At 67.0% G+C, this 26,233-nt stretch carries 25 protein-coding genes and 1 pseudogene; 11 read left to right on the top strand and 15 right to left on the bottom strand.

Going from position 1 to position 26,233, the window contains the following annotated elements; genetic code table 11:
- Nucleotides 1-118: 118 nt before the first annotated feature.
- The 4 genes from DB032_RS12675 (at nucleotide 119) to DB032_RS12660 (ending at nucleotide 4,041) form a co-directional block, all read left to right on the top strand.
- Nucleotides 119-1,219 carry a putative 2-aminoethylphosphonate ABC transporter ATP-binding protein gene (locus tag DB032_RS12675; RefSeq protein ID WP_107799814.1) on the top strand — a complete coding sequence of 367 codons (1,101 nt, stop codon included), beginning with the start codon at nucleotides 119-121 and terminating at the stop codon, nucleotides 1,217-1,219.
- The gene (locus tag DB032_RS12670) at nucleotides 1,213-2,910 is read left to right on the top strand and encodes a putative 2-aminoethylphosphonate ABC transporter permease subunit (protein ID WP_107799813.1); all 1,698 of its coding nucleotides are present in this window, start codon (nucleotides 1,213-1,215) and stop codon (nucleotides 2,908-2,910) included. Before DB032_RS12675 ends, DB032_RS12670 begins: the two co-directional genes overlap by 7 nt.
- A 60-nt stretch (nucleotides 2,911-2,970) precedes the next feature.
- The gene (locus tag DB032_RS12665) at nucleotides 2,971-3,363 is read left to right on the top strand and encodes a DUF4280 domain-containing protein (protein WP_081545670.1); all 393 of its coding nucleotides are present in this window, start codon (nucleotides 2,971-2,973) and stop codon (nucleotides 3,361-3,363) included.
- Between the two features lie 177 nt (nucleotides 3,364-3,540).
- On the top strand, nucleotides 3,541-4,041 hold the full coding sequence (locus DB032_RS12660; protein WP_107799812.1) for an activator protein: 501 nt from the start codon (nucleotides 3,541-3,543) through the stop codon (nucleotides 4,039-4,041).
- Nucleotides 4,042-4,408: 367 nt separating this feature from the next.
- Here the strand turns inward: DB032_RS12660 and DB032_RS12655 are convergent, their stop codons facing one another.
- Nucleotides 4,409-5,233 carry an ABC transporter substrate-binding protein gene (locus DB032_RS12655; protein WP_107799811.1) on the bottom strand — a complete coding sequence of 275 codons (825 nt, stop codon included), beginning with the start codon at nucleotides 5,231-5,233 and terminating at the stop codon, nucleotides 4,409-4,411.
- A 182-nt stretch (nucleotides 5,234-5,415) separates the two neighbouring features.
- Here DB032_RS12655 and DB032_RS12650 point away from each other — a divergent pair, with 182 nt between their 5' ends.
- Nucleotides 5,416-6,504, top strand: a complete 1,089-nt coding sequence (locus DB032_RS12650; RefSeq protein ID WP_107799810.1) for an agmatine/peptidylarginine deiminase — start codon at nucleotides 5,416-5,418, stop codon at nucleotides 6,502-6,504.
- A 60-nt stretch (nucleotides 6,505-6,564) separates the two neighbouring features.
- The gene (locus DB032_RS12645) at nucleotides 6,565-7,527 is read left to right on the top strand and encodes a LysR family transcriptional regulator (protein ID WP_107799809.1); all 963 of its coding nucleotides are present in this window, start codon (nucleotides 6,565-6,567) and stop codon (nucleotides 7,525-7,527) included.
- A gap of 141 nt (nucleotides 7,528-7,668) precedes the next feature.
- Here the strand turns inward: DB032_RS12645 and DB032_RS12640 are convergent, their stop codons facing one another.
- From DB032_RS12640 to DB032_RS12600, 9 genes and pseudogenes are all read right to left on the bottom strand, one after another.
- On the bottom strand, nucleotides 7,669-8,607 hold the full coding sequence (locus DB032_RS12640) for a carbohydrate kinase (RefSeq protein WP_107799808.1): 939 nt from the start codon (nucleotides 8,605-8,607) through the stop codon (nucleotides 7,669-7,671).
- Complete coding sequence (xylB, locus tag DB032_RS12635) at nucleotides 8,604-10,076, bottom strand: xylulokinase (RefSeq protein WP_107799807.1); 1,473 nt, start codon at nucleotides 10,074-10,076, stop codon at nucleotides 8,604-8,606. The genes DB032_RS12640 and xylB overlap by 4 nt, the downstream gene beginning before the upstream one ends.
- Nucleotides 10,077-10,131: 55 nt before the next feature.
- Complete coding sequence (dalD, locus tag DB032_RS12630; protein ID WP_107799806.1) at nucleotides 10,132-11,523, bottom strand: D-arabinitol 4-dehydrogenase; 1,392 nt, start codon at nucleotides 11,521-11,523, stop codon at nucleotides 10,132-10,134.
- Between the two features lie 20 nt (nucleotides 11,524-11,543).
- On the bottom strand, nucleotides 11,544-12,641 hold the full coding sequence (locus tag DB032_RS12625; protein WP_107799805.1) for an ABC transporter ATP-binding protein: 1,098 nt from the start codon (nucleotides 12,639-12,641) through the stop codon (nucleotides 11,544-11,546).
- Nucleotides 12,642-12,662: 21 nt separating this feature from the next.
- Nucleotides 12,663-13,346: an HAD family phosphatase gene (locus tag DB032_RS12620; RefSeq protein WP_107799804.1), complete on the bottom strand. Its 684-nt coding sequence runs from the start codon at nucleotides 13,344-13,346 to the stop codon at nucleotides 12,663-12,665.
- A pseudogene (locus DB032_RS24870) lies at nucleotides 13,343-14,163 on the bottom strand (carbohydrate ABC transporter permease). Before DB032_RS24870 ends, DB032_RS12620 begins: the two are co-directional and overlap by 4 nt.
- Nucleotides 14,160-15,071, bottom strand: a complete 912-nt coding sequence (locus DB032_RS12610; protein WP_233246698.1) for a carbohydrate ABC transporter permease — start codon at nucleotides 15,069-15,071, stop codon at nucleotides 14,160-14,162. The pseudogene DB032_RS24870 and the gene DB032_RS12610 overlap by 4 nt, the downstream one beginning before the upstream one ends.
- 100 nt (nucleotides 15,072-15,171) lie before the next feature.
- Entirely contained in the window at nucleotides 15,172-16,479 is a 1,308-nt protein-coding gene (locus tag DB032_RS12605) for a sugar ABC transporter substrate-binding protein (protein ID WP_107799803.1), read from the bottom strand.
- Nucleotides 16,480-16,633: 154 nt separating this feature from the next.
- Nucleotides 16,634-17,410, bottom strand: coding sequence for an L-iditol 2-dehydrogenase (locus tag DB032_RS12600; RefSeq protein WP_019102568.1), 777 nt, complete (start codon nucleotides 17,408-17,410; stop codon nucleotides 16,634-16,636).
- A gap of 249 nt (nucleotides 17,411-17,659) precedes the next feature.
- Here DB032_RS12600 and DB032_RS12595 point away from each other — a divergent pair, with 249 nt between their 5' ends.
- The 3 genes from DB032_RS12595 to DB032_RS12585 all read left to right on the top strand — a co-directional run bounded on the left by DB032_RS12595 (nucleotide 17,660) and on the right by DB032_RS12585 (nucleotide 19,448).
- The gene (locus DB032_RS12595; RefSeq protein ID WP_107799802.1) at nucleotides 17,660-17,899 is read left to right on the top strand and encodes a ribbon-helix-helix domain-containing protein; all 240 of its coding nucleotides are present in this window, start codon (nucleotides 17,660-17,662) and stop codon (nucleotides 17,897-17,899) included.
- The gene (locus DB032_RS12590) at nucleotides 17,899-18,327 is read left to right on the top strand and encodes a putative toxin-antitoxin system toxin component, PIN family (protein WP_107799801.1); all 429 of its coding nucleotides are present in this window, start codon (nucleotides 17,899-17,901) and stop codon (nucleotides 18,325-18,327) included. Before DB032_RS12595 ends, DB032_RS12590 begins: the two co-directional genes overlap by 1 nt.
- Before the next feature lie 173 nt (nucleotides 18,328-18,500).
- On the top strand, nucleotides 18,501-19,448 hold the full coding sequence (locus tag DB032_RS12585) for a sugar-binding transcriptional regulator (protein ID WP_107799800.1): 948 nt from the start codon (nucleotides 18,501-18,503) through the stop codon (nucleotides 19,446-19,448).
- 335 nt (nucleotides 19,449-19,783) lie between these two features.
- Here DB032_RS12585 and DB032_RS12580 read toward each other — a convergent pair whose 3' ends face one another.
- Complete coding sequence (locus DB032_RS12580) at nucleotides 19,784-20,125, bottom strand: hypothetical protein (protein WP_107799799.1); 342 nt, start codon at nucleotides 20,123-20,125, stop codon at nucleotides 19,784-19,786.
- A 377-nt stretch (nucleotides 20,126-20,502) separates the two neighbouring features.
- Here DB032_RS12580 and DB032_RS12575 point away from each other — a divergent pair, with 377 nt between their 5' ends.
- The gene (locus tag DB032_RS12575; protein ID WP_146176661.1) at nucleotides 20,503-21,144 is read left to right on the top strand and encodes a S24 family peptidase; all 642 of its coding nucleotides are present in this window, start codon (nucleotides 20,503-20,505) and stop codon (nucleotides 21,142-21,144) included.
- A gap of 155 nt (nucleotides 21,145-21,299) precedes the next feature.
- Nucleotides 21,300-21,653 carry a VOC family protein gene (locus tag DB032_RS12570; RefSeq protein ID WP_107799797.1) on the top strand — a complete coding sequence of 118 codons (354 nt, stop codon included), beginning with the start codon at nucleotides 21,300-21,302 and terminating at the stop codon, nucleotides 21,651-21,653.
- Nucleotides 21,654-21,868: 215 nt separating this feature from the next.
- Here the strand turns inward: DB032_RS12570 and DB032_RS12565 are convergent, their stop codons facing one another.
- From DB032_RS12565 to DB032_RS12550, 4 genes are all read right to left on the bottom strand, one after another.
- A complete protein-coding gene (locus tag DB032_RS12565) occupies nucleotides 21,869-22,396 on the bottom strand; it encodes a toxin-antitoxin system YwqK family antitoxin (protein ID WP_107799796.1) in 528 nt (175 codons plus the stop codon).
- Between the two features lie 4 nt (nucleotides 22,397-22,400).
- Nucleotides 22,401-24,407, bottom strand: a complete 2,007-nt coding sequence (locus DB032_RS12560) for a type VI secretion system Vgr family protein (protein ID WP_107799795.1) — start codon at nucleotides 24,405-24,407, stop codon at nucleotides 22,401-22,403.
- 214 nt (nucleotides 24,408-24,621) lie between these two features.
- The gene (locus DB032_RS12555; protein WP_146176660.1) at nucleotides 24,622-25,203 is read right to left on the bottom strand and encodes a hypothetical protein; all 582 of its coding nucleotides are present in this window, start codon (nucleotides 25,201-25,203) and stop codon (nucleotides 24,622-24,624) included.
- A 91-nt stretch (nucleotides 25,204-25,294) separates the two neighbouring features.
- Nucleotides 25,295-25,963 carry an endonuclease/exonuclease/phosphatase family protein gene (locus DB032_RS12550; protein ID WP_107799793.1) on the bottom strand — a complete coding sequence of 223 codons (669 nt, stop codon included), beginning with the start codon at nucleotides 25,961-25,963 and terminating at the stop codon, nucleotides 25,295-25,297.
- Between the last annotated feature and the right edge of the window lie 270 nt (nucleotides 25,964-26,233).

The following is a 26,233-nucleotide window of genomic DNA, read 5'->3' as shown; positions in this document are numbered from 1 at the left end:
AGTGCGTCTTCAAAATGCTCATATACCGTGTGTGCGCTCCGCTTTTTCAGCCGCAACGCCTTGTCTCGCCCTTGCTCGCGAGATCGTAAACAGGTTCTAAGACACCCTGGAGTTGCGCATGAAACCGGCCGATAGCCTGGACGGCTTGTCCAAACACCTGTCCGTCCGCGGCCTCAGCCGCCGTTTTGGCGGCTTTACCGCTTTGGACGGCGTATCGCTGTCCATCCGCAAAGGCGAATTCGTCTGTCTGCTGGGCCCGTCGGGCTGCGGCAAGACCACCTTGCTGCGGCTGATCGCCGGGCTGGAACGGCCGGACGCCGGCAGCGTCCATTTGCTGGAGCGCGACATCACCGACGAGCCGCCGGCGCGCCGCGACTACGGCATCGTGTTCCAGAGCTACGCGCTATTCCCCAATCTCAGCGTCGCCGACAATATCGCCTACGGCCTCAAGCCGCGCGGCGGCGGCGCGCGCCACGCCCGCCGCGTGCGCGAACTCCTGGACCTGGCGGGCCTGCCCGGCGCCGAGGACAAATACCCGGCCCAGTTGTCCGGCGGCCAGCAGCAGCGCGTGGCGCTGGCGCGGGCGCTGGCCACCTCGCCCGGCCTGCTGCTGCTGGATGAACCGCTGTCCGCGCTGGACGCGCGGGTGCGCGACAAGCTGCGCGACGAACTCAAGGGCCTGCAAAAACGGCTGGGCGTCACCACGCTGATGGTGACCCATGATCAGGCCGAGGCGCTGGCCATCGCCGACCGGGTGGTGGTGATGAACGCCGGCCGCATCGAGCAGATCGGCACGCCGGCCGAAATCTACCGCCGGCCGGCCAGCCGCTTCGTCGCCGAATTCGTCGGCGCCGCCAACTGGCTGCCGGCGCGGCGGCGGGATGCCCACGGCGCCGCCGTCGGCAACTGCCTGCTGCGGCTGGACGCGCCCTTGCCGCAGGCCGAGGCGCTGACCCTGTTCCTGCGGCCGGAAGACATCATCGTCAAGGCGCGCTGGGACGGCGCGCCCAACACCTTGCTGGCGAGGGTGGCCGACATCAGCTTCGGCGGCGCGATGACCCGGCTGCGCCTGCAGCCGGAAGGCATGCCCGGCCAACTGCTGCATGCTGAAATCTGCCCGTCCATGCTGCAACGCCAGCCGCTGACGCCGGGCGAGGTGGTGCCGGTGGAATTGCCGGCCGCGCTGCTGCGCGCCTATGCCGGAGAGGGCGCATGCTGAGCCGCGCCTTGCCAGGCCGGCGCGCGGCGCCGGCCGACGGCGAGCGCCGCGTCGCCGCCGCGCTGGTATGGACGCTGACGGCCTTGCTGGCCTTGGCGCTGGGCCTGCCGCTGCTGTTCATCTTCGGCAAATCGGTATTGGACATGGACGGGGGCTTCGTCGGCCTGGCCAACTTCGTCCAGGTGCTGGACAGCCCGGGCCTGATGCGCGCCGCCCGCCACAGCTTGTGGCTGGCGCTGACCGTCACCGCCCTGGTGCTGCCGCTGGCCTTCGCCTTTGCCTGGGGCTTGAGCCGCAGCCGCGTCTGGGGCCGTGGCGTCTTTCGTCAGATCGCCTTGTCGCCGCTGTTGGCGCCGTCCTTGATGCCGGCCATCTCGCTGGTGTATTTGTTCGGCAACCAGGGCCTGCTCAAATCCTGGCTGGCCGGCGGCAGCGTCTACGGCTTTTGGGGCATGGTTTTGGGCGAAGCCTTCTATACCTTTCCGCATGCGCTGCTGATCCTGCTGACCGCGCTGTCGGCGTCGGACGCGCGCTTGTACGAGGCCGGCCGCGCGCTGGGCGCCGGCGCCTTGCGTCGCTTTCTCACCATCACCCTGCCGGGCGCGCGCTACGGTCTGGTCTCGGCGGGCCTGGTGGTGTTCACCCTGGTGATCACCGACTTCGGCGTGCCCAAGATCGTGGGCGGGGACTACAACGTGCTGGCGGTGGAAGCCTTCAAGCAGGTGGTGGGGCAGCAGAACTTCCCGCGCGGCGCGGTGGTGGGCCTGATGCTGCTGTTGCCGGCGGTGTTTTCCTTCTTCATCGAGCGGCGGATGGCGCGTCGCCAGCAGGCGGCGCTCGGCGCGCGCGCGGTGCCGTTTTCGCCGGGGCCGTCGCCGGGCCGCGACCTGGCCGCCTGGCTGTTGCTGGCGGCGATCTCGCTGCCGCTGCTGGCCTTGCTGGGCGTTGGCGTCGCCGCCTCCTTCATCAAATACTGGCCTTACGATTTGAGCCTGACGCTGGCGCATTATCAGTTCGACAGCGTGGACGGCGGCGGCTGGAGCGCCTATTTCAACAGCCTGAAGCTGGCCTGCCTCACCGCCGGCGCGGGCAGCCTGCTGGTGTTCGCCGGCGCTTACGCCTGCGAGAAGCTGCCGGCCGCGCCGCTGGGCCGCGCGCTGCTGCGCTTCTTCGCCATGCTGCCGATGGCGGTGCCCGGCCTGGTGCTGGGTCTGGGCTATGTGTTCTTCTTCAACCATCCGGACAATCCGCTGCATGCGCTTTACGGCGGCATGACGCTGATGGCCGCCTGCACCATCGCCCACTTCTACACCACCGGCCACCTGACCATGAGCACCGCGCTCAAGCAACTGGACGGGGAGTTCGAAGCGGTGGCCGCCTCGCTCAAAGTGCCGTTCTGGGTGACGCTGCGGCGGGTGAGCTTGCCGGTGTGCCTGCCGGCGCTGCTGGATGTGATGCGCTATCTCTTCGTGTCCGCGATGACCACGCTGTCGGCGCTGATCTTCATCGCCAGTCCGGACAACAGCCTGGCCGCGGTGGCCATCGTCACCATGGACGACGCCGGCGACACCGCGGCGGCGGCGGCGATGGCCACGCTGATCGCCTTGAGTTCGGCCGCGGTTTCGCTCTTGCTGCTGGGGTTGGAACGGCTCTTGTGCCGGCGCGGCCAGGGCTGGCGCGGCCGCGCTTGACTGCGGTTTGCTTTGGCGTGACGATGTCATGTCTTGGCCCGCCGGAGTGAGGAGACGCGCATGGGATGTCCGCAAGTGTGCATGGGCGCGATGCTGCAATGCAGCTTCGGCGTCGCCCCCAGCAGCCTGGTGGTGTTGCCCGCCAACCGGGTGATGGCCGGCGGCGTGCCGGCCGCCAACATCATGGACAACGTGCCCATGCTCAACGTCATGCCCTTCGGCATGTGCCAAAGCCCGGCCAACCCGATGGTGGCGGCCGCCACCGCCGCCGCCATGGGCGTGCTGACGCCCATGCCCTGCATCCCGGTCACCGCCGCGCCGTGGACGCCGGGCGCGCCCACGGTGCTGATAGGCAATATGCCGGCGCTGGACAGCAACAGCATGCTGATGTGCAACTGGGGCGGGGTGATCAAGATCAACGCGCCCGGCCAGTTCACGGTGATGATTCCCTGAGAGCCTGTTCAAGGCTGCCGCGCGCTATGACAGCTGACGCTTGTGCCTCCGTCTATAGGTCAGGCGGCCGACGGGCGGCGGCTTGATGAAAATCAAACGTTCAATTTAATTGGCATAATAATTTATTGGCTTCTTGCCGATCGGCATGAATCAACCTTCATCAAGCAAGGAGCCGTCATGAGCTTTTCCCATCGTCTCGCCGTCGCCGCACTCAGCCTGGCCGCCGCTTCCGCCTTCGCCGTCACCATCACTCCGCCCGGTCCCGGCGGCGCGCCTATGCCGTTTTCCGCGGTGGGGCCGGCCAAGGTGGGCAAGTTCGGCATCGATCTGGACTGCAAGGCGGTGTTCAGCGGCACCGTGGACGGCTACGGCAATGTGGCCATCACCAGCGCCTCGTTCAGCGGCGGCGCGCTGTGCAAGGTGATCAAGCCCTCCGCCTCGCTCGCCTCGCCGTGGACCGGCCATGTGGACACCGCCACCCAGCTGACCTTGGACAATGTGGCGGTGAACGTGAAATCGCCGATCGCCGGCGGCCTGTGCGGGCCCACCAAGATAGTCGGCAGCGTTGCCGACAACGGCAGTGAAACCGTGATCGGCCTGGATGCGGCCCAGCTGTCCGGCGGCTGCTCCATCAGCGCGACGTTGAGCACGACGCCCTATATGCGGGTCACGCCTTAGAACCTGCTTACGATCTGCTGCGCGTCGGCGATACGGCGTTAAAAACATGCTCAAAATGCTCATGTACCACGAGTACATTCCGCTTTTTCGCATGTTTTCGCCTTGTCTCGCTCTTGCTCGCGAGATCGTGAACAGGCTCTTAGAATCTGTTCATAGTCTGCTGCGCGTCGGCGATACGTCGTTGAGATGGTTTTGAAATGCTCATGTACCACCTGTACATTCCGCTTTCTCACTCGTTTCCGTCTTGTCTTGCCCTTGCTCGCGAGATCGTAAACAGATTCTTAAAGTCTGCCGCAGGGACCCCTGACGCGCCGTACGGCGGCGTCAGGGGTTTTGTTTATGGGGGTGGGAGCCGGTGGCTTTCCATTTACCGGGCCGGCGTCTGGAGAAAGTGTTCGACGATGCGTTCGGTTTCACCGGATTGCTTCATCGCCTGCAAGGCGGCCGACAGTCTGCCGGCCAGCGAGGCCGGGTCCAGCCGCAGCGGGTAGTTGTCCGGGTTTAAGGGCTGGTCGGCGCGGTAATCCGGATTGGGCTGCGCGCGGTAAAAGCGGGAGTGTTTGGAAAAGCCCATATGCATGGCTTGCCAGGGCTCCAGCGACGGGTGCAGCGTCAGTCCGGCCGGCCGCAGCCGCTCCCAGTAGAAGCGCAGCGTCAGTTCGTCGTAGATGTAGAAATCCGCCTTGCCGGCGCTGATCAGGCGAAAGGCGCGCTCCACATCCATTTCCGGCACTTGCAGCACCTTGATGCGCGCTTGCCACGGCAGGGGAATCAGGTCCGGGTTGCCCAGGCTGCGCAGCTCCACGCTATTGTCCAGATCGGCGTAGCCGCGTACCGCGGGGTGGCTGGCGCGGGTAATGACGACATGGCGCTCGCGCAGGCCGTTGGGCAGGAACAGGGCGATGGGCTCGCGCTCCGCGTTGTAGGTGTAGCCGGGATAGAAGTCCACCTCGCCCTGCGCCAGCGCTTGCAGCACGCGCTTCTTTGGCAGGCGCACCACTTTCAGCGTGCAGCCGATTTTTTGGCAGGCGCGGCTGTACAGGGTTTTATAGATGCCTTCGTCGTTGTCGTCGTCGATATAGGGACGCCGTTCATTGGTGCGGTAGCCCATCACCAGTTCCGGATCTTGCGCCAGGGCCAGGCGGGCCTGGGCCGCGATGACGGCGATGATGATGCAAAGCGCGAGACGCATGCCGGCCCCTCCTGTATTCCGTCTTCAGCTTATGTCATTCTTCCCGCCGGCGCGCGGCGGCGGCAAATACATGATAGAAATAGATAGGTTTCCGCAACATTCATCGCTTTTTCAAATGCATGTCCGCTTGCACAATGCCAAGCACGGCCATGTGGCTGGAAACCGGCCTTGGAGACACGGCGATGAGCACTAGACGACAATTCCTGGGCGCAAGCCTGTTGACGGCGGGCGGCATGATGGCCGCCCGCGCTTGGAGCGCGGAGCCGAACGCGGCCGGCTACCGCATGCCGGACGAGGGCGAGGGCCACGCCGCCACCTGGATGGCCTTCGGTCCCAGCCTGGAGGTTTGGGGCACGAGTCTGCTGCCGGTGGTGCGGCGGGATCTGGCGCGAGTGGCTCAGGCCATCGCCGCCCACGAGCCGGTGCGCATGCTGACGCGGGCCGAGGACATGGCGCTGGCGGCCAAGCTGTGCGGCCCCAAGGTGGAACTGGTGGAGCAGCCGCTGGACGATCTGTGGATACGCGACAGCGGCCCGATCTTCGTCAAGGGCAAGGGCGGGGCGGCGGCGGTGGATTTCAACTTCAACGGCTGGGGCGGCAAGCAGGCGCACCGTAGGGACGCCAAGGTGGCGGCCGCGGTGGCGGCCAAGAGCGGCGCGCCGGTCGTGCGGACCTCGCTGGTGCTGGAGGGCGGCGGCATCGAGGTGGACGGCGAAGGCACCGCCATCATCACCGAAAGCTGCGTGCTCAATCCCAATCGCAACCCGGGCCTGAGCAAGGCGCAGTGCGAGCGCGAACTGCGCCGGCTGCTGGGCGTGGACAAGGTGATCTGGCTGCCCGGCATCGCCGGCCGCGACATCACCGACGGCCATACCGATTTTTACGCCCGTTTCGCCCGCCCCGGCGTGGTGGTGGCCGGCCTGGAGACGGACCCGCAGTCTTACGATTACCAGGTGACGCGCCGTCATCTGAGCCTGCTGCGCCAGGCGCGGGACGCGCGCGGCCGCAAGTTGGAGGTGGTGGTCTTGCCGGGGCCGGAGCGGGTGAGGCCGGAGTACGAGGGCCACGAGATGGCGGCCGGCTATATCAATTTCTACGTCTGCAACGGGGCGGTGATCGCGCCGGAGTTCGGCGACGCCAAGGCGGACCGCAACGCGGGCGCGGCCTTGCGCGAGCTCTTCCCGCAACGCGAGGTGGTGCAGTTGAACATCGACGGCATCGCCGCAGGCGGCGGGGGCATTCATTGCGCGACCCAGCAGCAACCGGCTTGAGCATGCGTTCACAGCCCGCTGCGCGTCCGCGCCGGCCGGAAATCAGGAGGACATATTCGGATGGAGAGAGGCGATAACAGCGGCGGGCCGCAGGCGGCCGAGCGGGAAGACCCGGCGACGGGCGCGCTTGGCCGCCTGCCCTCGCTGCGGCTGCTGACCGGCTTCGAAGCCGCCGCGCGCCTGGGCAGCGTTTCCCGCGCCGCCGAGGCGCTGCATCTGTCGCAGTCCGCGGTCAGTCACCAGATTCAACAGCTGGAGGCCTTTGTCGGCCAGCCTTTGTTCCAGCGAGTGGGCCGCGGCATCGAACTGACCTTTGCCGGCGAAATGCTGCAACAAAGCGTGCGGCGCGCGCTGGACACGCTGCGGCGCGGGCTGGACCGCATCGCGGTCTACACGGACCCGGGCCTGGTGGTGCTGGTGGGGCCGGCTTTTTTACTGCACGGCTGGCTGCAGGGACGCTTGGACCGGCTGCGCGCCGCCCATCCCGACATCGTGCCCTTGTTGTCCATCGACGAGGAGCCGGGCCAGGCCGATGAGATCGACGTGGACATCGTCATCGGCCGGCAGCCGATGGCGACGGCCGGCTGGGAGGACGCGGCCTGGCTGCGCGAGGACTGGCGTTTCGTCGCCGCGCCGGCCTTGGCGGAACAGCTGGCGGCGTTGCCGGCCGAGCGCCATCCGCAGCTGGCGCGCTTGATCTGCCTGGAAAAGACGCGCATGCCGGAGGAGGCGGAGGCCGCGGTGCGGGCCTTGTCGCCGCGTTTCGGCGTCGCCGCCGTTTACGATGCGCCGCAGCTGGCGTTGGACGCGGCCCTGCGCGGCCACGGCATCGCCTGTCTGCCGTCGCCGGCCTTGGAGGAGGCGCTGGCCGAAGGCAGGCTGCGCGAGCTGGCCGGCTACCCGCGCCGGCCCGGCGCGCAATGGTGGTTGTCCCGGCCGCGCGACGCGCTGCGCAGCGAGGCGATGGCGAATCTGTTTGATTGGCTGCGGGAAGAGGGCGGCGGCGAGTCGGCGCCGCTTTAGAACCTGTTCACAGTCTGCCGCTATTCGTGAAACGCGGCGCGGCGAGCGCCGCTTCGAAATGCTCATGCGCCGCGAGCACATTCCGCTTTCTCCGCCGCAACGCCTGGCCTCGCCCTCGCTCGCGAGGCTTTGAACAGGCGCTTAGTCCGCCAGCTGCGCCCGTCGCGGCAGGTCCGGCCCGCGCCGCGCGCAGGTGAGGGCGGCGGCGCGCGTTGCGAAGCGGACCAGATCCTCGGTTTCCGCCCGGCTCAGCGCCGCCAGCCCGTCCGGGCTCAGCCGGCCCAGCTCGGCCAGCCGGCACAGCAGCGCGGCCTGGAAGCTGTCGCCCGCGCCCACGGTGTCCACCACCTGGACGGCGGCGGCCGGCTGTTCCCATTCGCCGTGACGGCGGCTGAACACGCGCACGCCTTGTTCGCCGCGGGTCAGCAGCAGCAACTGGCATGGCGGGGCGAGCCAGCCGCGGGCGCAGGCTTCGATCTCCTGTCCCGGATACAGCAGGGCCAGATCCTCGGCGCTGACCTTGATCAGATGGGCGTGGCGGCGGTGGATGTCCAGGCATTGCCGCCAGCGCGCCCGTTCCGGCTCCACGTTCAGCCGCAGATTGGGGTCCAGCGAGATCAGCCGGCGGCCGCTTTCGCGGGCCGCCAGCGCTTGCAGCGCCTCGCCGCCGGGGCGGCCCACCAAGGCGTAGGAGCCGAAGTGGACGGCGGCGATCTCGTCGTCCAGCGTCGGCAACTCCTCCTGGCGCAGGCTGGCTTCCGGCGCGCGCTCGCCGTAGAAGCCGTATTGCGGCTGGCCGCCAGCGTCCACGCTCACCATCGCCAAGGTGGTGGGCAGATCGCGCGGCAGCAGATAGCGTCCGTCCACCCCCTCCCGCTCCAACAGCCGCCGCAGCTGCGCGCCCAGATAATCGTTGGACAAGGGCGTCAGCAGGGCGGCGCGCCGGCCCAGCCGCGCCAGGCCCACGGCGACATTGAACGGCGAGCCGCCGGGCACGGCGCGGTAGTTCAGCTGCGGCCATTCCGCCGCGCCGGGTTCCAGGAAAAAATCGTACAGGGCTTCGCCGCAGCACAGAATCATGGGGAGGTCTCCGCAAATGAGGGGGGCCGCGCCTGGTAGAGGGCGCGAAAGTGACGCAGGCGAGCTTGCAAGGCCTGATGCCGGGCGGCGTCCGGCGCGCAGCGCGCCCGCAGCGGCGGTTTGGCGCAGACGGCGCCGAGGTCGCCGCCGTCCGCCAGCCAGCCCAGGCGGGCCGCGCCCAGCGCGGCGCCGGCTTCGCCGCCCTGATGGGTGAGGATTTCGGCGTCCAGCGCGTCGGCCAGCAACTGCGCCCAGAACGGGCTGCGCGCGCCGCCGCCCACCAGGGACAAGGCTCGCGGCGCGGCGCCGGCGGCGCGCAGCGCGTCCAGCCCGTCCGCCATGCCGAAGGCGACGCCCTCCAGCACCGCGTAGCCGAGCGCGGCGCGGCCGTGCGCCTGGCTCAGGCCCCAGAAGGCGCCGGGGGCGAAGGGGTCGTTGTGCGGAGTGCGCTCGCCGGACAAATAGGGCAGGAACACCGGCGCGGCGGCTTGCTCCGCCGGGCTCAGCCGCTCGACTTCCGTCAGCAGCGTCGCCTCGTCCACGCCGGCCAGCCGGCAGAACCAGCGCAGACAGCTGGCGGCGGACAGCATCACGCTCATCAGGCTCCAGCGCCGGGGCAGCGCATGGCAGAAGGCGTGCAGCGCCTGCGCCGGATTGGGGCGGAAGCGGTCGTCGACGACGAAGATCACCCCGGAGGTGCCCAGGGACAGGAAGCCGTCGCCCGGGGCGATCGCGCCGATGCCGACGGCGCTGGCCGCGCCGTCCCCGGCGCCGCCGGCGATCAGCGGCGGCTGTGCGATGCCCCAGGCGGCGGCCGCCGCCGGGCTCAGCCGTCCGGCCGGCGCCAGTCCCTCCACCAGCTGCGGCATCTGGCGGCGCGACAGTCCGCCGGCGTCCAGCAGCTCCTCGGACCAATCGCGGCGGCCCACGTCCAGCCACAAGGTGCCGGAGGCATCCGAGGTGTCGGTGATCTTGTCGCCGCTCAGGCGCAGGCGCAGATAGTCCTTGGGCAGCAGCACGGCGGCGACGGCGCGGAAGCTCTCCGGCTCATGCCGCGCCAGCCAGCGCAATTTGGGCGCGGTGAAGCCGGGCATGGCCAGGTTGCCGGCGACGGCGTGGAGCCGCGGCGCGGCGGCGGTCAGCTCGGCGCATTCGGCCACGCTGCGCAAATCGTTCCACAAGATGGCCGGCCGCAGCACCCGGTCCCGGCTGTCCAGCAGCACCGCGCCGTGCATCTGGCCGGACAGGCCGACGGCGCGGGTGGCGGCCAGCGCGGCCGGCGCCTGCTCGCGCAGCTTGGCGACCGCCGCGCAGGCGGCGCGCCACCAGTCTTCCGGGTCTTGCTCGGCCCAGCCCGGCCGCGGCCGCGACACGTCCAGCGCCGCGCCGGCGCTGGCGAGCGGGCGGTTGTCGCCGTCCAGCAGCACGGCCTTGATTTCCGAAGTGCCCAGATCAATGCCCAGATACATGGTTTTGTCCTTGGAGGGAGTGGCGGACGGCCGGATGGCGGCTCTCTCGCGCAGTCTATCCCCGTCCGCGGCCGTCCAGCCAGCTGTCCACCCGCGCCAATGCGGCGCGCAAGGGCGCGACCAGCGCCGGGCTGCCGGCCAAGGGGCCCCAGAGTGCCGGGGCCGCGCAGTAGGCGGCCACCGGGTCGGCGGCCGCCAGCATGCGATGGCAGGCGGCGATGTCCATGCTGCCGTCCCGGTAGGCGTAGCCCAGCCGGCCGGCGCGCCAGCGTTGCAAAAAGCGCAGGAACAGCGCCGGCAGCATGGCGCAGGCGTCCGGCCGGCGGCCGGCGGCGATGGATTCCCGCAGCGTGGGCGCGATGAAGCCGGGCAGCTTGGCGTAGCCGTCCGCCGCCACGCGCTGATTGCTGTCGCCCAGCGCCGGATTGCCGAAGCGCTCCAGCACGCTGTCGCGGTAGCCGGCCAGGTCCAGCGGGCTGGGGCTGAGGCAGGGGATCACGTCCTGGCTGACGTAGTCGTGAGCCAGTTGCCGGATGTCCGGGTCCGCCGCGCCCTGGTGGATGAAGTCCAGGCCCAGCAGGCTGCCGGCCCAGGCGATGCCGCTGTGGCTGGCGTTGAGGATGCGGATCTTGGCTTCCTCATAGGGCTGGACGTCGGCCACCAGCTGCGCGCCGACGCGCTCCAGCGCCGGGCGGCCGGCGGCGAAGCGGTCCTCTATCACCCACTGGGTGAAGGATTCGGCGGTGATCGCGCAGGGGTCGCGCCAGCCGGTGGCGGCGGCCACCCGCTCCGCCAGCTCCGGCGGCGGCCGCGGGGTGATGCGGTCCACCATGGCGTTGGGGCAGCTGCTGTGGCGGCGCGTCCACGCCAGCAGCTCGGTTTCCTGGCGCAGGGTCAGAAACTGTTCCAGGCCCTGGCGGAAGCGCTCGCCGTTGTGGCGCAGATTGTCGCAGTTGAGCAAGGTGAGCGCGCCGCCGCCGCGCGCCGCGCGCGCGCGCAAAATCGCGGCGACGGCGCCGTACAGGGTGTTGAGCCCGCCGTGCAAATCGTCCGCCAGCTCCGGATTGGCGGTGTCCAGCGCCTGCTCCTGGTTCAGGTAGTAGCCGGCTTCGGTGACGGTGAAGGAGATCACCCGGGTGGCCGGGTGCGCGCCTTCGCCTATCAGCGCGCTCAGTTGGCGATCCCAGGGCAGCACCGCGTCGATGGCGCGGATGCGCCGGTAGCGGCGCTCGCCGGCCGGGCTGACGGTTTCCAGCGTGTACTGGCCTTGCTGCGCCGCCAACTGCTCCAGCAGCGGGTTCAGGTCGGCGCGGATATTGCCGACGGCCAGCCGCCAGGGCTCGGCGTCGGCGCCGGCCAGTTGGTCCAGATAGACGGCCTGGTGGGCGCGGTGGAAGGCGCCGGCGCCGATATGCAGCCAGCGCGGCGGGGTGGGGGCAAGTGTCATCGCGGGTTCCATGGCGGGGTTTAGCGCGGCAGGCGCGGCAGGGCCAGGCCGTCCTCGCGGAACAGGTGGCAGTGTCGCGGCAGGGCGCTGAAGCCTGTTTCGTCGCCGGCGGCGAAGTCCTGCGCGTCCGAGATCCGGCTGATCAGCGGCTCGTCGGCGTCCGGCGCCTCGGCGTACAGATAGGCGCAGTCGCCCAGGCTTTCCACCGCGGCCACGCGGGCGCGCAGCGCCGCTGGCCCGGGGGCCGGTTGCAGGTGTTCCGGGCGGACGCCTACGGCGACGGCGTCGCCGGGCTTCAGGTCTTGCGCCGTCACCGCCGCCAGCAGCTCGCCGCCGCCGTCCAGACGCACGGCCACGCCTGCCGGCTGGATGCTCAACACGCGGCCCGGCAGAAAATTCATCCGGGGCGAGCCGATGAAGCCGGCGACGAAACGGTTGGCCGGATGGTGGTAGAGCGCGCGCGGCGCACCCACTTGTTCGACGCGGCCGGCCGACAGCACCACGATCTTGTCCGCCAGCGTCATCGCCTCCACCTGATCGTGGGTCACGTAGATCATGGTGGTTTTCAGTTGCTGGTGCAGGCGGGCGAACTCCAGCCGCATTTTGACCCGCAGCGCCGCGTCCAGATTGGACAGCGGCTCGTCGAACAAGAACACCTTGGGCTGGCGGGTGATGGCGCGGCCTATGGCCACCCGTTGGCGCTGGCCGCCGGACAGGGCCTTGGGCTTGCGCTCCAGCAGGTGGTCGATGTGCAGGATGGCGGCGGCGCGGCGCACCGCGGCGTCGATCTCGGCGCGGCTCTTGCCGGCCAGTTTGAGGCCGAAGGCCATATTGTCGTACAAGCTCATATGCGGGTAGAGCGCGTAGGACTGGAACACCATGGCGATGCCGCGCTTGGCCGCCGGCACCTCGTTCATGCGTTCGCCGCCTATCTCCAGCTCGCCGTCGCTGATCTCCTCCAGGCCGGCGATCATGCGCAGCAGCGTGGACTTGCCGCAGCCGGACGGGCCGACGAAGACGACGAATTCGCCGTCGTCGATGTGCAGTTGAATATCGGACATCACTTCCGGACCGTCGCCGTAGCGTTTGCCGACATGGCGCAATTGGACGCTTGCCATGCGTTTTCTCCTTTCAGTATTTCAGAACGGACGGGCTTGCAGCCGGCGCACCAGCTCCGGCAGCCGCCGCATATCGTCGAAGACCAGGCCGGCCCCGGCGGCCAGCAGCCGCTCCGCGTGGCCGGCGGCGATGTGGCCGGCGCCGGCGAAGCCCAGCACGCGCAGGCCGGCGGCGCGGGCGGCGGTGACGCCGGTGACGCTGTCCTCCAGCGCCAGGCAGTGATCCGGCGCGGCGCGCAGCGAGCGGCAGGCCGCCAGGTAGACATCCGGCGCCGGCTTGGCCGCGCCCACCTCGTCGGCGCAATGCACGTGGCCCTGGAACAAGGGCCACAGCCCGGTGCGGCGCAACGCCGCGCGCACCCGCGCCCCGGCGCTGTTGCTGGCCACCGCCTTGGGCAAGGGGATGGCGCGCAAGGCGGCGGCCACGCCGGGCACGGCCCGCAGCCGCGCCGCCACCTCGGCGTCCACCGCCCGGCGGATGCGCGCGATCTCGTCCGGCGTCAGCGGCAAGGGGTGCTGGCGGGCGATGTCGGCCAACAGCGCTTCCAGCGTCATGCCCAGCCGCGGCTGGATCACCGCGGCCGCGTCCACGCCGGACGGCAGGCGCGCCGCCAGCTGCGTTTGCAGCGCGCGCTGGGCGGCGGCCTCGCTGTCCAGCAGTACCCCGTCGCAATCGCAGACCAGATGGGCGACGGCGGCGCTCATTTGACCGCACCGAATGTCAGGCCGCGCACCAGCTGCTTTTGCGTCAGCCAGCCCAGCGCCAGGATGGGCGCCACCGCCAGCAGCGAGGCGGCGGACAGCTTGGCCCAGAACAGGCCCTCCGGGCTGGAGTAGGAGGCGATGAACACCGTCAGCGGCGCGGCGTGGGCGCTGGACAGATTGATGCTCCAGAACGCCTCGTTCCAGCTCAGAATCAGCAACAGCAAGCTGGTGGACGCCAGGCCGGGCAGGGCCATCGGCAGCAGCATATGCATGATTTCCTGCCACAGGCCGGCGCCGTCCATGCGCGCCGCTTCCAGGATTTCGCGCGGCACTTCGCAGAAATAGGTGTAGGCCATCCACACCGCGATCGGCAGATTGGCCAGCGCGTAGACCAGCGCCAGCCCGGTCACGGTATCCAGCAGGCCGCCCTGTTTCAGCAGCAGATAGACCGGCAGCAGCACGCCCACCGAAGGCAGCATCTTGGTGGACAGCATCCACAGCAGCAGCGGCTGCGCGCGCCGGGATGGAAGGCCAGGCTATAGGCGGCCGGCACCGCCAGCAGCAGGCTGAGCGCGGTGGCGCCGAAGGACACGGCGACGGAATGGCCGGCAAAGGCCAGGTAGTCGCTGCGGGCGAACACCTCGCGGAAGCTGTCCAGCGTGGGCTGGAACCACAGGCTGAGCTGGTAAGCCTGGGCCTCGGTCTTGAAGGCGGTCAGCAGCATCCACAGGATGGGGAAGAACAGCAGCAGGGCGATCAGCCAGGCCGCGGCGGAGGTGGCGGCGTAGCGCCAGGACAGCGTCGCTTTCGCGTTCATGTTTGTCGTTCCTCCTTGAAGTTCTGCGCCAGCATGCGGATCAGGAACACCGCCACGATATTGGCCAGCACCACCGCCAGCACGCCGCCGGTGGACGCCAGGCCGACATCGAATTGCTGCAAGCCCACCGCGTAGATCAAAAAGGACAGCGTGGTGGTAGAGGTGCCGGGGCCGCCGCCGGTGGTGGCGTAGATTTCCGCGAACACCGATAGCAAAAAGATGGTTTCAATCATCACCACCACGCCGATGGGCCGCCTCAGATGCGGCAGGACGATGTGGAAGAACATGGCCAGCGGGCCGGCGCCGTCGATCTGGGCGGCTTCCTTCTGCTCCGGGTCCAGCGACTGGATGGCGGTGAGCAGGATCAGGAAGGCAAAGGGCAGCCATTGCCAGCTGACGATCAGGATGAGAGAGAACATCGGGTACTGGCCCAGCCAGTCCACCGGCGGCAGGCCCAGCGCTTGCGCGGCGGCGGCGAACAGGCCGTAGACCGGGTGCAGCAGCATGTTCTTCCAGATCAGCGCGCCCACGGTGGGCATCACGAAGAAGGGCGCGATGGCCAGCAGCCGGGCCGGGCCGCGGCCGAAGCAGGGCTGGTCGAACAGCACCGCCATCAGCACGCCGCCGACGACGGAGATCAGCAGCACCGCGCCGGTCAGCAGCAAGGTGTTGGCGATGGAGGGGACAAAGGCCGGATCGCTCCACAGGAAGCGGTAATTGTCCAGGCCGGCGAAGCCGGATTCGTCCGGGCTCAGCAGGCTGTAGCGGTTGACCGAGAAATACAGGGTCATCGCCAGCGGCACCAGCGACCACAGCAACAGACTGAGCACCGCCGGGGCCAGCAGCCAGCGCTGTACGCCGCCGCGGCGCGGCCTGGGCGGCGGGGCGGCGCCGGCGGCGGCGCGCAAAGTGTGAGCGGGAGAGGGCGTGGGTTTTCCTCCGGACCGCCGCGACGGCGGTCGTGGGTGGATGGGAGCGGCGAAGCGCTGGGAGCAGACTCCGTAGGTTCTACGGCTTCTGATAACCGCCTTGCCGCACCGCCCGGTCCGCCGCCGCCTGGCCGGCTTTCAGCGCCGCGTCCACGCTGCTTTGACCTGCCAACGCGCCGGAAACGGCCTGGCCCACCACGGTGCCGAAGGACTGGAACTCCGGGATGCCGACATACTGGATGCCGGTATAGGGCACTTTTTTCAGCGCCGGCTCATTGGGATTGGCCTGCTGGATCGCCGCCAGCACGAATTTGGCGAAGGGCGCGGCCTTCTGGTATTCCGGCTGCTGGTAAGTGGACAGGCGGGTGCCGGGCGGCACCGAGGTCCAGCCCTGATCCTTGGCCACCAGCCGGATGTAGTCCTTGGAGGTGGCCCATTGCGCGAACTGCTTGGCCGCCGCCTGCTGGCGCGAGGACTTGGGCACCGCCAGCGCCCAGGACCACAGCCAGCTGGAGCCCTTGGGCGTCACCCCCGTCGGCGCTTGGGCAAAGCCCACCTTGTCCGCCACCTGGGATTCCTTGGGGTTGAACAACAGTCCGGCGGCCACGGTGGCGTCTATCCAGATGCCGCATTTGCCGCTGGCGAACAGGGTCAGGTTCTCGTTGAAGCCGTTGGTGCTGGCGCCGGGCGGGCCGTAGCGGCGCATCAGGTCCACGTAGAAGTTCAGCGACTGCTTCCACTCCGGGCTGTCTATCGTCGGCCGCCATTGCTCGTCGAACCAGCGGCCGCCGTTGGTGTGGATCAGGGTGGACAGATAGGCCATGTTCTCGCCCCAGCCGGCCTTGCCGCGCAGGCAGATGCCGTACACCCCGCCCTTTTCCTTCAGCGTTTTGGCGAAGCCGGCGATCTGCTGGTAAGTGGGCCGCTCCGGCATGTTCAGCCCCAGTTTGGCGAACAAGTCCTTGCGGTAATAGGTCATCGAGCTTTCCACGTAGAAGGGCAGCGCGTACAGCTGGCCCTTGTAGGACAGCGCGTCGCGCGCGGTCTTGACCACATCGGCCAGCTCATAGCCGGGCGCTAGTTGATCCATGGGCTGCAACCAGCCTTTTTGGGCCCAGATCGGCGCTTCGTAGGTGCCTATCGTCATCAGATCGAATTTGCCGCTCTTGGTGGCGATGTCGGTGGTGACGCGCTGGCGCAGCATGTTTTCCTCCAGCACCACCCAGTTGAGCTTGATGCCGGGGTTTTGCGCCTCGAAGGCCGGGGACAGCTTTTTCAGCGTGATCATGTCCGGGTTGTTCAGCGTGGCGATGGTGAGGGTGGCGGCGTGAGCGGAGCCGGCCAGCAGCAGGGCGGCGGCCAGCGGGAAGCGGCAGGGTCTGGTCATGGCGTTTCTCCTTGCTTGAAGCGTTGCGGACAACGCTGGTGCGGCCGGCTTGCCGTGCGCGATGCGGCGGCGGCTCGGGCCCGCTCGGGGCGGTGTCTGCGGTTCTGGATCGGGTCTTGAGGCGTGAATCAGGGCGGTTTGCCGGCGTGGCGGCTCAGCTCATCCAGTTGCCGCCGTCCACGTTCAGCGTCTGGGCGGTGATGTAGTCCGCGTCGGCGGAGGCGAGAAACACCGCCGCGCCGCATAAATCCTCCGGCCTGCCCATGCGGCCCAGCGGCACCGCCGCGCCCACCCGCCGTTTTTTCTCGCCGGGGCCAAGGCTCTCGTAAAGGGCGAACTGCGCGTCCACCTGATCCCACATCGGCGTGTCCACCACGCCGGGCGCGATGGCGTTGACGTTGATGCCGTGCGGCGCCAGCGCCAGGGCGGCGGACTGGGTGTAGCTGATCACCGCCGCCTTGCTGGCGCAGTAATGGGCCACCAGCGCCTCGCCGCGGCGGCCGGCCTGGGACGACAGATTGATGATCTTGCCGCCCTCGCCCTGAGCCGCCATTTGCCGCGCCGCCGCCTGCATCAGGAAGAACATGCCCTTGACGTTGACGGCGAACAGCCGCTCATAGCTGTCCCAGCTGGCTTCCAGCAGCGGGGCCAGGTCGAACAGCGCCGCGTTGTTGTAGAGGATGTCCACGCGGCCGAAGCGCTCGATCGCGGCGCGGACGATGTGTTCGATATCGTCGCGCTTGCCGATGTCGGCGGCCAGCAAGGCCGTGTTGTCCGCGTCCGCCCCGCCGGCCAGCGCCAGCAGTTCCGGGCTCAGCCGCAGGTCCACCAGCAGGCAGCGCGCGCCTTCGGCCAGATAGCGGCGCGCCACCGCCAGCCCGATGCCGCCGGCCGCGCCGGTGACGATGGCCACCTTGTGTTTCAACTTCATGCTTTCTCCTCCAAAGATTGTTTTTGAGCATTTGCTCTTGTTGTGGGCAAATATTCGATAAAATGAAGAAGGCTGTCAAGCGCAGAGGGCGAAAAAGAAGTGCTGCATAGCAGCATGATTTTTAAGAAAAACTTGCCGCCCGTGACGACGGCGGGGCCGGTTCCGGCGTGGCATGGCTTGTCATTGCGGCGCTATGCCGCTTGGCGTATAAACACCTATGTGTATAAACGCCTTGTGGAGGATGTCATCATGAACACCGTTCGCTGGAATATCGCCGTGTCGCCGGAGGTGGATCAGTCCGTGCGCATGTTCATCGCCGCGCAAGGAGGCGGCCGCAAGGGCGATTTGTCGCGTTTCATCGAGGAGGCCGTGCGCGCCTACTTGCTGGAGAGCGCCGCCAAGCAGGCCAAGAGCGCCGCGGCCGGCATGAGCGAAACGGAGCTGAGCGAGCTGATAGACGAAGCGGTGCAATGGGCGCGTGAAGACTGATGCGGGTCATCTTGGACACCAATGTGCTGCTGGGCGCGTTGATTGCGCCAAGCGGTCCACCGGATGTCATCTATCGCGCCTGGCGCGCTTCGCGCTTCGAATTGCTGACCTCCGTGGCGCAACTCGATGAGCTGCGCCGCGCCAGCCGTTACCCCAAGCTCAGGGCCATCCTGCCCGCGCATCGCGTTGGCACCATGGTTAACAATTTGCAGCGCGCCATCGTATTGGACGTTTTGCCGCCGCTGCCGCCTGGGGTGGAGGCGACGGATCCGAACGACGTTTTCCTGCTGGCGATGGCCTTGGCGGGCGAGGCGGACTATCTGGTGACGGGGGACCGCCGCGCCGGTTTGCTGCAACGCGGCAGCATCGGCCGCGCGCGCATCGTCACCCCGGCCATTTTCTGTTCTGATAACCGGTTCACGATCTAGCGGGCAAGAGTTGAGACAAGGGGAACAGCGCTGAGAAAGCGGAATGTACTCGTGATACATGAGCATTTCGAAGTGGTACTCGCCGTGTGACGTCTCACGACGCGTCGCAGATTGTGAACAGGCTCTGAGCTGCTTTGACGTAGCGACAAGGATTGGTAAGCGAGGAGGGTGTTTTGTCCAAACAGCAGGAAAAGCTGGACCAGGCGGCGCGGGCCGCCTGGCTGTATTACGTGGCGGGCAAGACCCAGCACGAGATCGCGGAACAACTGCAAGTGTCGCGCCAAGTGGCGCAGCGGCTGGTGGCGGCGGCGGTGGAGCAGGGCCTGGTCAAGGTGACGGTGACGCATCCGGTGGCGGCCTGCCTGGAGTTGGCGGAAGCCTTGCGCCGGCGTTTCGGCCTGCAACTGTGCGAGGTGGTGCCGGCCGACGCAGACACCCCGGCCGAACTGCGCAAGAAGCTGGCGGTGGCCGGCGCGCGCGTGTTCGAGCGCTATTTGCAGCAGCCGCGCCCGCTGGTGGCGGCGCTGGGCTCCGGTCGCACGCTCAAGGCCGTGATCGATGAGCTGGGCGACATCCACAGCCCGCAGCACCGGCTGGTGTCGCTGATCGGCACCATCGCCCACGACGGCTGCTCCAACCGCTACGATGTGGCGCTGCCGGCGGCGCAGAAAACCCAAAGCCGTTACTACCTGCTGCCGGCGCCCTTGTATGCGGACAGCGCCGACGACCGCGCGCAATGGTGCCACCACCGGCTGTACCGCGCGGTGGAAGCGCTGGGCGCGGAGGCCGACGTGGCCTTCATCGGCATCGGCGCCATTGAACCGGGCTGCCCCTTGCAGGAGGACGGCTTTCTGGATCAGGAGGAGATTGCCGGGCTGATGGCGCGCCAGGCGGTGGCGGAGTTGCTGGGCCGGCCGATGGACAGCGCCGGCCGGCTGGTGGGCGAAGCGGTGCAGCAGCGGGTGACCAGCCTGGCCTTGCGGCAGCGGCCGGCCAAGCCGGTGATCGCCTTCGCCGGCGGCGAGGGCAAGGCGGCGGCCATCCTGGCGGCGCTGCGCGGAGAATGGCTGTCCGGCCTGGTCACCGACGAGGCCTGCGCGCGCAAGATGCTGGAAGGATGAGGCCAGCGGCCTCTAAGAAGCTGTTTACGATCTGCTGTGCTTCGTGGAGCGTTGCACGGTGAGTACACGCTCAAAATGCTTTGTACCACGTGTACATTCCGCTTTTTCACTCATTTTCGCCTTGTCTCGCCCTGGCTCGCGAGACTTTGAACAGGCTCTGAAAGGTGGCGCGCATGAGCGCGGGCGGGCTCGGAACCGGCCCGTCTCTCTTGCGCAGCGTGAGCCGCGGCGCGGCGAGCGCGGCTTCTAAAACGCATGGGCGCCGTTTGCGCTGGCCGCCGTCTCGGCCGCAAGCGCCAGTCTCGCGCTGGCTGGCGCGACGGTCACGCCGCCGCTCAGGAGGTCACCGCCTCCAGCTTGGCCGCCGCCAGCTGCAAACGTTGCTGCAGCGGCTCCAGCAAGGCCCACAGCGCCTTGCCGCGCAGTTGCGCGTTTTCGGTGTGGCGCAGCATCAGCAGCAGCGCGCTCAGCGCCTCGCAGCACTGGCGCAGCTCGTCCGCGATGTCGTCGTAATGCTCGCAGCAGCGGGACAGATAGGCGAGCTCGAGATCGATGGCGGCGAGGGCGGGGTTGTCGGCGCGCTGCGCGTGCAATTGCTGCACGGTCTTGATCAGGCGGGCGAGCGGCTTGGCCGGCGGCGGCTTGGCGAATCGGGCGAGGAGGGTGCGTATCGGCATGGCTGCTCCTAAAGGGGGCCAGCGGCGCGGCCGGCTTGCCGCCGGCGCGCCGGCCGGGGCTGGACCGGCCGGATTCGCGCTTTCCAGAGGGCGGGCTTAGAATGCACGAATCGTGTCGGCGCCTGGTTTGGCCTTGACGCAAGCGCGGCCTGGCGGATGGCCGCCGGGCCTGGGCCGGCTCAGCCTTGACGGCGTCGGCCGCTTCTTGTCATCGGCATGGAAACATCTGACCACGATTGAGGTTTATTGCAAATGCGAGCGTGGTCCGTCATGCGGAAAAATAAAGATATTCAATAAAGTCAATGCATTGCATGGACTGCGAATGTTGTTTTTCCGTCTATTAGCTGGGTCCGTTGTTGAATCTGAGGGGGTGGGCAGTGGAATCTCTTGGCAAACGACTGAGGTTTATCCGCGATACGGTGCTGAAAGAAGCGCGCGACGTCACCGCGCAGAAACTGGGCATCTCGCTGGTGTCGCTGCAAAACTACGAAGGCGGCGCGCGCCAGCCGTCCGCCGTGCTGGTGGCCAAGTTTTCGCGTTTGACCGGCGTGCGGGCGGATTGGCTGTTGTTCGGCGAGGGCGAGGCCTTGCCGGGCGAGGCCGGTCCGCGGACCGGCGAGACGGTGGAGCGCTATGCGCCGCAGGGCGCGCATGTGGAGGTGCCGTGTTACGGCGCCGGCGCGGCCTTGCCGCTGGCGCAGGGCTGGCTGGCGTCCCGGCTCAAGCTGCCGGCCGAGCAGCTGGCGGTGGTGGCGGTGGCCGGCGACGCGATGGCCGGGGTGTTGAACGACGGCGATCTGGCCCTGGTCAACCGGGCGGAGACGCAGCCGGGCAGCGGCTTGTACGCGCTGGAGCTGAACGGCGAGGTGGTGGTGCGCCGGGCGCAGCGGCTGCCGGGCGGCAAGCTGGGGCTGTCCAGCGCCAATGAGGCTTATCCGCCGTTCGAGGTGGACCTGGCCGCGCCGCCGGCGGATTTCTCGGTGTTGGGACGGGTGGTGTGGCTGGGGCGGCAGGTGTAGCGCTCGCCTGTTCATGGTCTTTGCTGACGGGAAGTCTTGTTCAAAGCCTTGAATCCGCTGCGCGGCTAGGCAGCATTTCACGTACTGAAGAAATCGTAATGTGAGCCTACAAGTTTAAAAAATGGATATTTTTATTTGCGAAGGAGAATAAGGAAATGTCGAATAACAATTTTACGAGTGTAGTCTCCGTTCTTCACGTGAATGATTTCGACGGAGCCGTTGAATGGTACGCCAAATGGCTTGGGCGCAAGCCAGATATCACACCTTATGAGGGCGTCGCCGAATGGCAGCTGGCGGAAAATGCTTGGATTCAAGTTTCGCTGGCTCCTGACCCTAGCCTTGCGGGTAAATCATCTGTGGTATGCGGTGTCCACGATATCGAAACACAGAGGGCAGTTTGCCAAGACGCTGGTGTTACCGCTAGCGAAACACAGGACCTAGGATTTATAAAGCTTGCGCAAGTCAGCGATCCAGCCGGAAACACCGTGATGTTCGTTCAAGAAATGTAGAGCCGTCCTGATTGTCGAAAGACGTGAAACTGACAATGTTAGCCGCTCTTAGAACGTGTTTACGATCTTGCGAGCAAGAGCGAGACAAGGCGAAAACGAGCGAAAAAGCGGAATGTACACGTGGTACATGAGCATTTTGAGCTTGTTTTTAACGCCCATTTCTATCCATCCCGCCGACGCGCAGCAGATCGTAAACAGGTTCTTAGGCCCCGCGCTCACCCCATCATCTTTCTCCACCACCAGCGCCAGCGCGCCATCGGCTTGCCGTCCGCGTTCAGCGGCCGGCCGTCGTCGGCGAAGCGTTCCGGCGGCCCCAGCGGCTTGCCCTCGACAAAATGCTGCCGTTCCGCCAGCGCGCCGTTGGGGTGGTAGCGCTGTTGCAGGCCGTGCTTGAGGCCGTTGCGGTAGACCGCCAGCTCCGCCGCCTGGCCGTTGGGAAACAGGGTGCGGGTTTCGCCGTGCGGCAGGCCGTGGCGGTAATGGGCCTGGCGTTGCAGCGCGCCCTCCGGCGACCAGTACTGCGCGGCGCCGTGCAGCTGGCCGCGCTGGTAATGCAGCTGGGCCGAGGGCTGGCCGCCGGGGTGCAGCAGGGTGGCCGGGCCGTGCAGCTGGCCGTCCTGGTAGTGGAAGCGCGCCAGCGGCGCGCCGGCCTGGTCGATGCGCGCCGGGCCTTGCAGCTTGCCGTCGGCCAGCTGGCCGACGAAGCGCTGCTGGTCTTGCTGGAGGTCTATCGGTTCCGCCATCGCGTCAGTTCTGCTGGATCAGCCCGCCCTTGAGGGTGAGCATGCCGCCGCCGTCCACGGTCTGGCTGGCGCTGGCCTTATTGGTCAGCGACACCCCGGCGTCGTTGGTCAGGGTGGTGCCGGCTTTATTGGTCAGCTCGGTGCCCGCCTGGTTGGTGAGCCCGGTGCCGGCCTTGTTGGTCAGGCTGGTGCCGGCCTGGGCGGTGTAGGCGGCGTCGCTCTTGGCGGTGAAGGCGCCGCCGCTTTGCAGGGTGAGGGTGCCGCTGACCTTGATGGTGAGGTTGCCGTCCACGGTCAGCGTGTAGTTGCCGCTGACCTTGTGTTCGTGATTGCCGCCGGTGCTGTGGCTCTGGTCGCCCTCCACCTTGACCGTGCGCTTGCCCTTGACGTTGAGGGTTTCATTGCCGGTTTTCACTTCCACGGTGCGGTTGCCCTTGTCCACGCTGAGGCTGTCGTTGCCCTCGGTGACGCTGCGCTTGCGCTCGTTCTTCACCACCAGGGTTTCGTCGTGGCCCACGTCGGCGGCTGCGTCGTTGAGCACTTTCACCGTGTAGTCCTTCTGCGCCTGGAAGAACACTTCTTCCTTGTCCTTGCTGTCGTCGAAGCGTAATTCGTTGAAGCCGCCGCCGCCTTTTGTCGAGTTGGTCTTGAGGCCGGATTGGGCCTGCTTGGCCGGCAGTTCGTAGGGCAGCGCGTTGTCGCCGTTGTAGACGCAGCCGCTGACCAGCGGCTTGTCCGGGTCGCCGTCGATGAAGCTGACAATCACTTCCTGGCCGATGCGCGGGATGAACTGCATGCCAAAGCCCTTGCCGCTCCACGGCTGCATCACCCGCAGCCAGCAGGAGCTGGATTCGTCGTCCTTGCCGTCGCGGTCCCAGGGGAATTGCACCTTGACGCGGCCGTATTTATCGGTCCAGATCTCCTCGCCGGCCTTGCCCACCACCTTGGCCACCTGCGGGTGCATCACCGGCTTGGGGCTGAGCCGCGGCGGGCGGTAGGGGGTGGCCTTGGGGATGGCGGCGAAGCGGTTGCGGTAGTGCTGCTGGCCGGCTTCGTGGCTGACGCGGGTGATTACCCAGGCGATATTGCAGGCCGGGTCCGGGTGGCCGCTCAGGGTGAAGCAGTGGCCGGGAATCAGCCAGCGGCAGTCGCTGTCGCCCACCAGCTCCACTTCCTCGGCGCGCAGGCCGTCGCTGCGCTGCTTGGCCAGCGCGTCGCCGTCCGCCTTCTTGGCGTAGCCGCCCGGGTATTGGTAGAGATTGGGCAGATCGGATTTGGCCAGCGCCTGCGCGTACAGCGAGGCGCTGGCGGTGGTGAATTCGTAATCGCCGGCGCGGTAGCCGCCGGCCACCGCCTGGCGGCTGATGCCGGCGCTGCGCACGCCTTCCAGCTCGCGCCCGCCCAGATCCTGGCCCAGATAGGGAATTTTGGCGTTATTGGGGCAGTCCGGGAAATGGCTGTTGCCGTCCGCCAGCACCAGGGTGTGCTTGCCGTCGGCGTGGGTGAAGAACCAGAAGATGCCGGCGTCTTCCAGCAGCCGCATCACAAAATTGAGATCGCTTTCGCCAAACTGCACGCAGTATTCGCGCTTGGGATAAGTCGCATCCAGCTTCAGCTGGTAGTCGCTGAAGCCGTGGCCGGCGAATACCGCTTTTACGATGTCCGGCACGCTCTGGTTCTGGAAGATGCGGTTGTTGCCGGCCAGGCTCAGCCACCACAGCCAGGGCCGCAGCGTCACGCTGTAGCGGTCCGCGGTGGCGTCGCCCGGCAATTGGCGTATCGCCGCGCACAGGCCGTCTACGGGCCGGGTCTTGTCGTCGCGGCGCAGGCTCAGCGTCAGGTGGGAGGCCACCGCCTTGTCCAGCGTCAGCGCGCTGTCGCTGAAGCCGGCCAGGGTGAAGCTGCCCAGCGCGTTCAGCGCCTCGTCGCCGGACAGGCTGTCCGGGTACAACTCTTTCAGCGCGGAAGCGCTGAGCGAGAGCGGGGTGGTTTTATCGGAGGGGCGGGGCATGACGGTTCTCAAATATTGGGAAATAGAGCATGAGCGGCGCGGCGGGATTGACTCTTCTCCTGCCTGGGCGTCTCTGGCGGCAAGACGGCCAATAGGGCGGCTTGCCGCTGGCCAGGCCGGCTTGAGGCGGTGAATGGGGCGCGGTGTTTCATGTGCACTTCCCCTCTGCCCCCGGCTCGGGGGCTGGCGCGCATCGATGCCTGCGATTGCCGCGTCATACGAGATAGGTGGTTTTTAATTTGGACTCGGGAATGACGTACAGGTCTTCGTGCCCCCATATCGAGTCCGGCGCGTCCAGCCCGTCGTACATCCTGACCCATTGCGATAATAAAGGGTAAATGTCGTCGTCTTTCTTCATTTCGCACACTAGCAGGTTGGGATCGTAAAACTGGACTCTGCCCGTCCAGGGAAAATAGACGCCCAACGCATGGCCGCTGCCTTTGGAACTGGCGATGATGTAGAGCTTGTATTTGCCTGACCATGGGGTTTTGTCTTTGATGTTTTCCGCGGAGTTTTGCCCGCGCATATTGACGGTTTTCTCCGCTATCGACGCCAGTATTCTGGTGTTGCCGTTATTCAGCTGTTCAAAATGCAATTGGGTGGCCTGTTGCTGAGGGCTTAATAGCGATTCGCTAAGGCCGGTGCCGCTTTTCAAGTTGCCGCTCAAGGCGCGAAACCAGGTCAGCACCTGACCGGTGCAGCTGCTGTTGGCATTGCCGGGAAACTTGCCGTCGCCTTCTATCGATGTGACATTCACCAGGCTCTTCAGCAATTCAAATCTCAACCTTAGACTCATCGCTATGCTCCTCAAAGGTGGGCTTAGTATTGCTTTGTCGAATAATCAGTCAGGCCGATGGCGGGGCATGGGCGTCTCGCGGCAGCGGCGCTCAGCTGAGGACGTCGAAGACGATGGGGCGATGGTCCGGGCCGCTCATGTCGAACGCGTCCGCCCAGCCGCTGATGTCGAAAGGCGCGACTTTGACGTCGACCGAGGCCAGCACCCAATCCAGGATGCCGCCTTTGGCGTGGGTGGCCTGTCCTTGCCAGCATTCATAGGCCACGCCGGGGGTGTCCAGCTCCTCTACTCGGGTGTAGTCCAGATTCAGATCGCCGGTGGCCACCCAGTGTCCGTCCAGGCTGGTGCAGTCCCGCAACTGGCTCTTGGTCAGCCCGCCCTGGCCGGATTTGAAGTGAGCCAGAAACAAGAGGCCGGTGTAGCCGTTGACGCCTTGGGCCACGACCGCGATCAAGTCCCGGTTCAGGCCTTTCAAGTGTCCCTGGCTGACAACTTCGAGATGTAGCCCTTTTCTGGTTATCACGATGTAGCCGTTGGAGTGGCCGCCGGCAAAGGCGTGGACATCATAGTTTTGATACACGCCGCGTAAATAATCGTAATAGTCGTCCAGCCTGGCGGAGTGCACTTCGCACAGAAACACCACGTCAACGTCCCAGCTGTCGTTGGAGCAGCATTGGTGGATGAAGGTCTCGACCTGCGCCTTTTTATCCAGCGGCGAGGATTCGCCGTTTTTTTCCAGATTGAAGCTGGCTACGCGCATCGTTGCTCCTTGACGGCTCTAAACGTCTGTTCACGATCTTTTCAGGTATTGCCCAATACATTGAATCCGCTATGCGGATGATGGTTTGCATTGCCGGGGCTGCCCGGCGGGCAGGAAGGGGAATTTGCTCGGCCAAATTCCCCTTCACCCCAAAGGCCGCCCTGCAAGCCTGGCCTACGGCTTCCCGTCGGGCCCCGTCAGGCCCGAGGCGCGGCTGAACTCGCCCCGCGCTAACGTCGCGGTGCTCGAACAAGCAGCCGCTTAAGACCT

Origin of the sequence: Chromobacterium sp. Panama (genome assembly GCF_003052555.1) — a bacterium.
Classification (GTDB): Bacteria; Pseudomonadota; Gammaproteobacteria; order Burkholderiales; family Chromobacteriaceae; genus Chromobacterium.
The sequence above is the reverse complement of the archived record's forward strand: the minus strand, read 5'-3'. Positions and strand labels throughout refer to the sequence as shown.

What these genes read in the sequence shown, in the direction of transcription:
- DB032_RS12590 (WP_107799801.1), top strand. Translation starts at nt 17,899, where the DNA reads ATGCGGGTCATCTTGGACACCAATGTGCTGCTGGGCGCGTTGATTGCG.
- DB032_RS12625 (WP_107799805.1), bottom strand. Translation starts at nt 12,641, where the DNA reads ATGGCAAGCGTCCAATTGCGCCATGTCGGCAAACGCTACGGCGACGGT.
- dalD (WP_107799806.1), bottom strand. Translation starts at nt 11,523, where the DNA reads ATGACACTTGCCCCCACCCCGCCGCGCTGGCTGCATATCGGCGCCGGC.
- xylB (WP_107799807.1), bottom strand. Translation starts at nt 10,076, where the DNA reads ATGTATCTGGGCATTGATCTGGGCACTTCGGAAATCAAGGCCGTGCTG.
- DB032_RS12675 (WP_107799814.1), top strand. Translation starts at nt 119, where the DNA reads ATGAAACCGGCCGATAGCCTGGACGGCTTGTCCAAACACCTGTCCGTC.
- DB032_RS12645 (WP_107799809.1), top strand. Translation starts at nt 6,565, where the DNA reads ATGGAGAGAGGCGATAACAGCGGCGGGCCGCAGGCGGCCGAGCGGGAA.
- DB032_RS12595 (WP_107799802.1), top strand. Translation starts at nt 17,660, where the DNA reads ATGAACACCGTTCGCTGGAATATCGCCGTGTCGCCGGAGGTGGATCAG.
- DB032_RS12600 (WP_019102568.1), bottom strand. Translation starts at nt 17,410, where the DNA reads ATGAAGTTGAAACACAAGGTGGCCATCGTCACCGGCGCGGCCGGCGGC.
- DB032_RS12670 (WP_107799813.1), top strand. Translation starts at nt 1,213, where the DNA reads ATGCTGAGCCGCGCCTTGCCAGGCCGGCGCGCGGCGCCGGCCGACGGC.
- DB032_RS12655 (WP_107799811.1), bottom strand. Translation starts at nt 5,233, where the DNA reads ATGCGTCTCGCGCTTTGCATCATCATCGCCGTCATCGCGGCCCAGGCC.
- DB032_RS12620 (WP_107799804.1), bottom strand. Translation starts at nt 13,346, where the DNA reads ATGAGCGCCGCCGTCGCCCATCTGGTCTGCGATTGCGACGGGGTACTG.
- DB032_RS12555 (WP_146176660.1), bottom strand. Translation starts at nt 25,203, where the DNA reads ATGAGTCTAAGGTTGAGATTTGAATTGCTGAAGAGCCTGGTGAATGTC.
- DB032_RS12580 (WP_107799799.1), bottom strand. Translation starts at nt 20,125, where the DNA reads ATGCCGATACGCACCCTCCTCGCCCGATTCGCCAAGCCGCCGCCGGCC.
- DB032_RS12665 (WP_081545670.1), top strand. Translation starts at nt 2,971, where the DNA reads ATGGGATGTCCGCAAGTGTGCATGGGCGCGATGCTGCAATGCAGCTTC.
- DB032_RS12605 (WP_107799803.1), bottom strand. Translation starts at nt 16,479, where the DNA reads ATGACCAGACCCTGCCGCTTCCCGCTGGCCGCCGCCCTGCTGCTGGCC.
- DB032_RS12565 (WP_107799796.1), bottom strand. Translation starts at nt 22,396, where the DNA reads ATGGCGGAACCGATAGACCTCCAGCAAGACCAGCAGCGCTTCGTCGGC.
- DB032_RS12650 (WP_107799810.1), top strand. Translation starts at nt 5,416, where the DNA reads ATGAGCACTAGACGACAATTCCTGGGCGCAAGCCTGTTGACGGCGGGC.
- DB032_RS12660 (WP_107799812.1), top strand. Translation starts at nt 3,541, where the DNA reads ATGAGCTTTTCCCATCGTCTCGCCGTCGCCGCACTCAGCCTGGCCGCC.
- DB032_RS12550 (WP_107799793.1), bottom strand. Translation starts at nt 25,963, where the DNA reads ATGCGCGTAGCCAGCTTCAATCTGGAAAAAAACGGCGAATCCTCGCCG.
- DB032_RS12570 (WP_107799797.1), top strand. Translation starts at nt 21,300, where the DNA reads ATGTCGAATAACAATTTTACGAGTGTAGTCTCCGTTCTTCACGTGAAT.
- DB032_RS12560 (WP_107799795.1), bottom strand. Translation starts at nt 24,407, where the DNA reads ATGCCCCGCCCCTCCGATAAAACCACCCCGCTCTCGCTCAGCGCTTCC.
- DB032_RS12640 (WP_107799808.1), bottom strand. Translation starts at nt 8,607, where the DNA reads ATGATTCTGTGCTGCGGCGAAGCCCTGTACGATTTTTTCCTGGAACCC.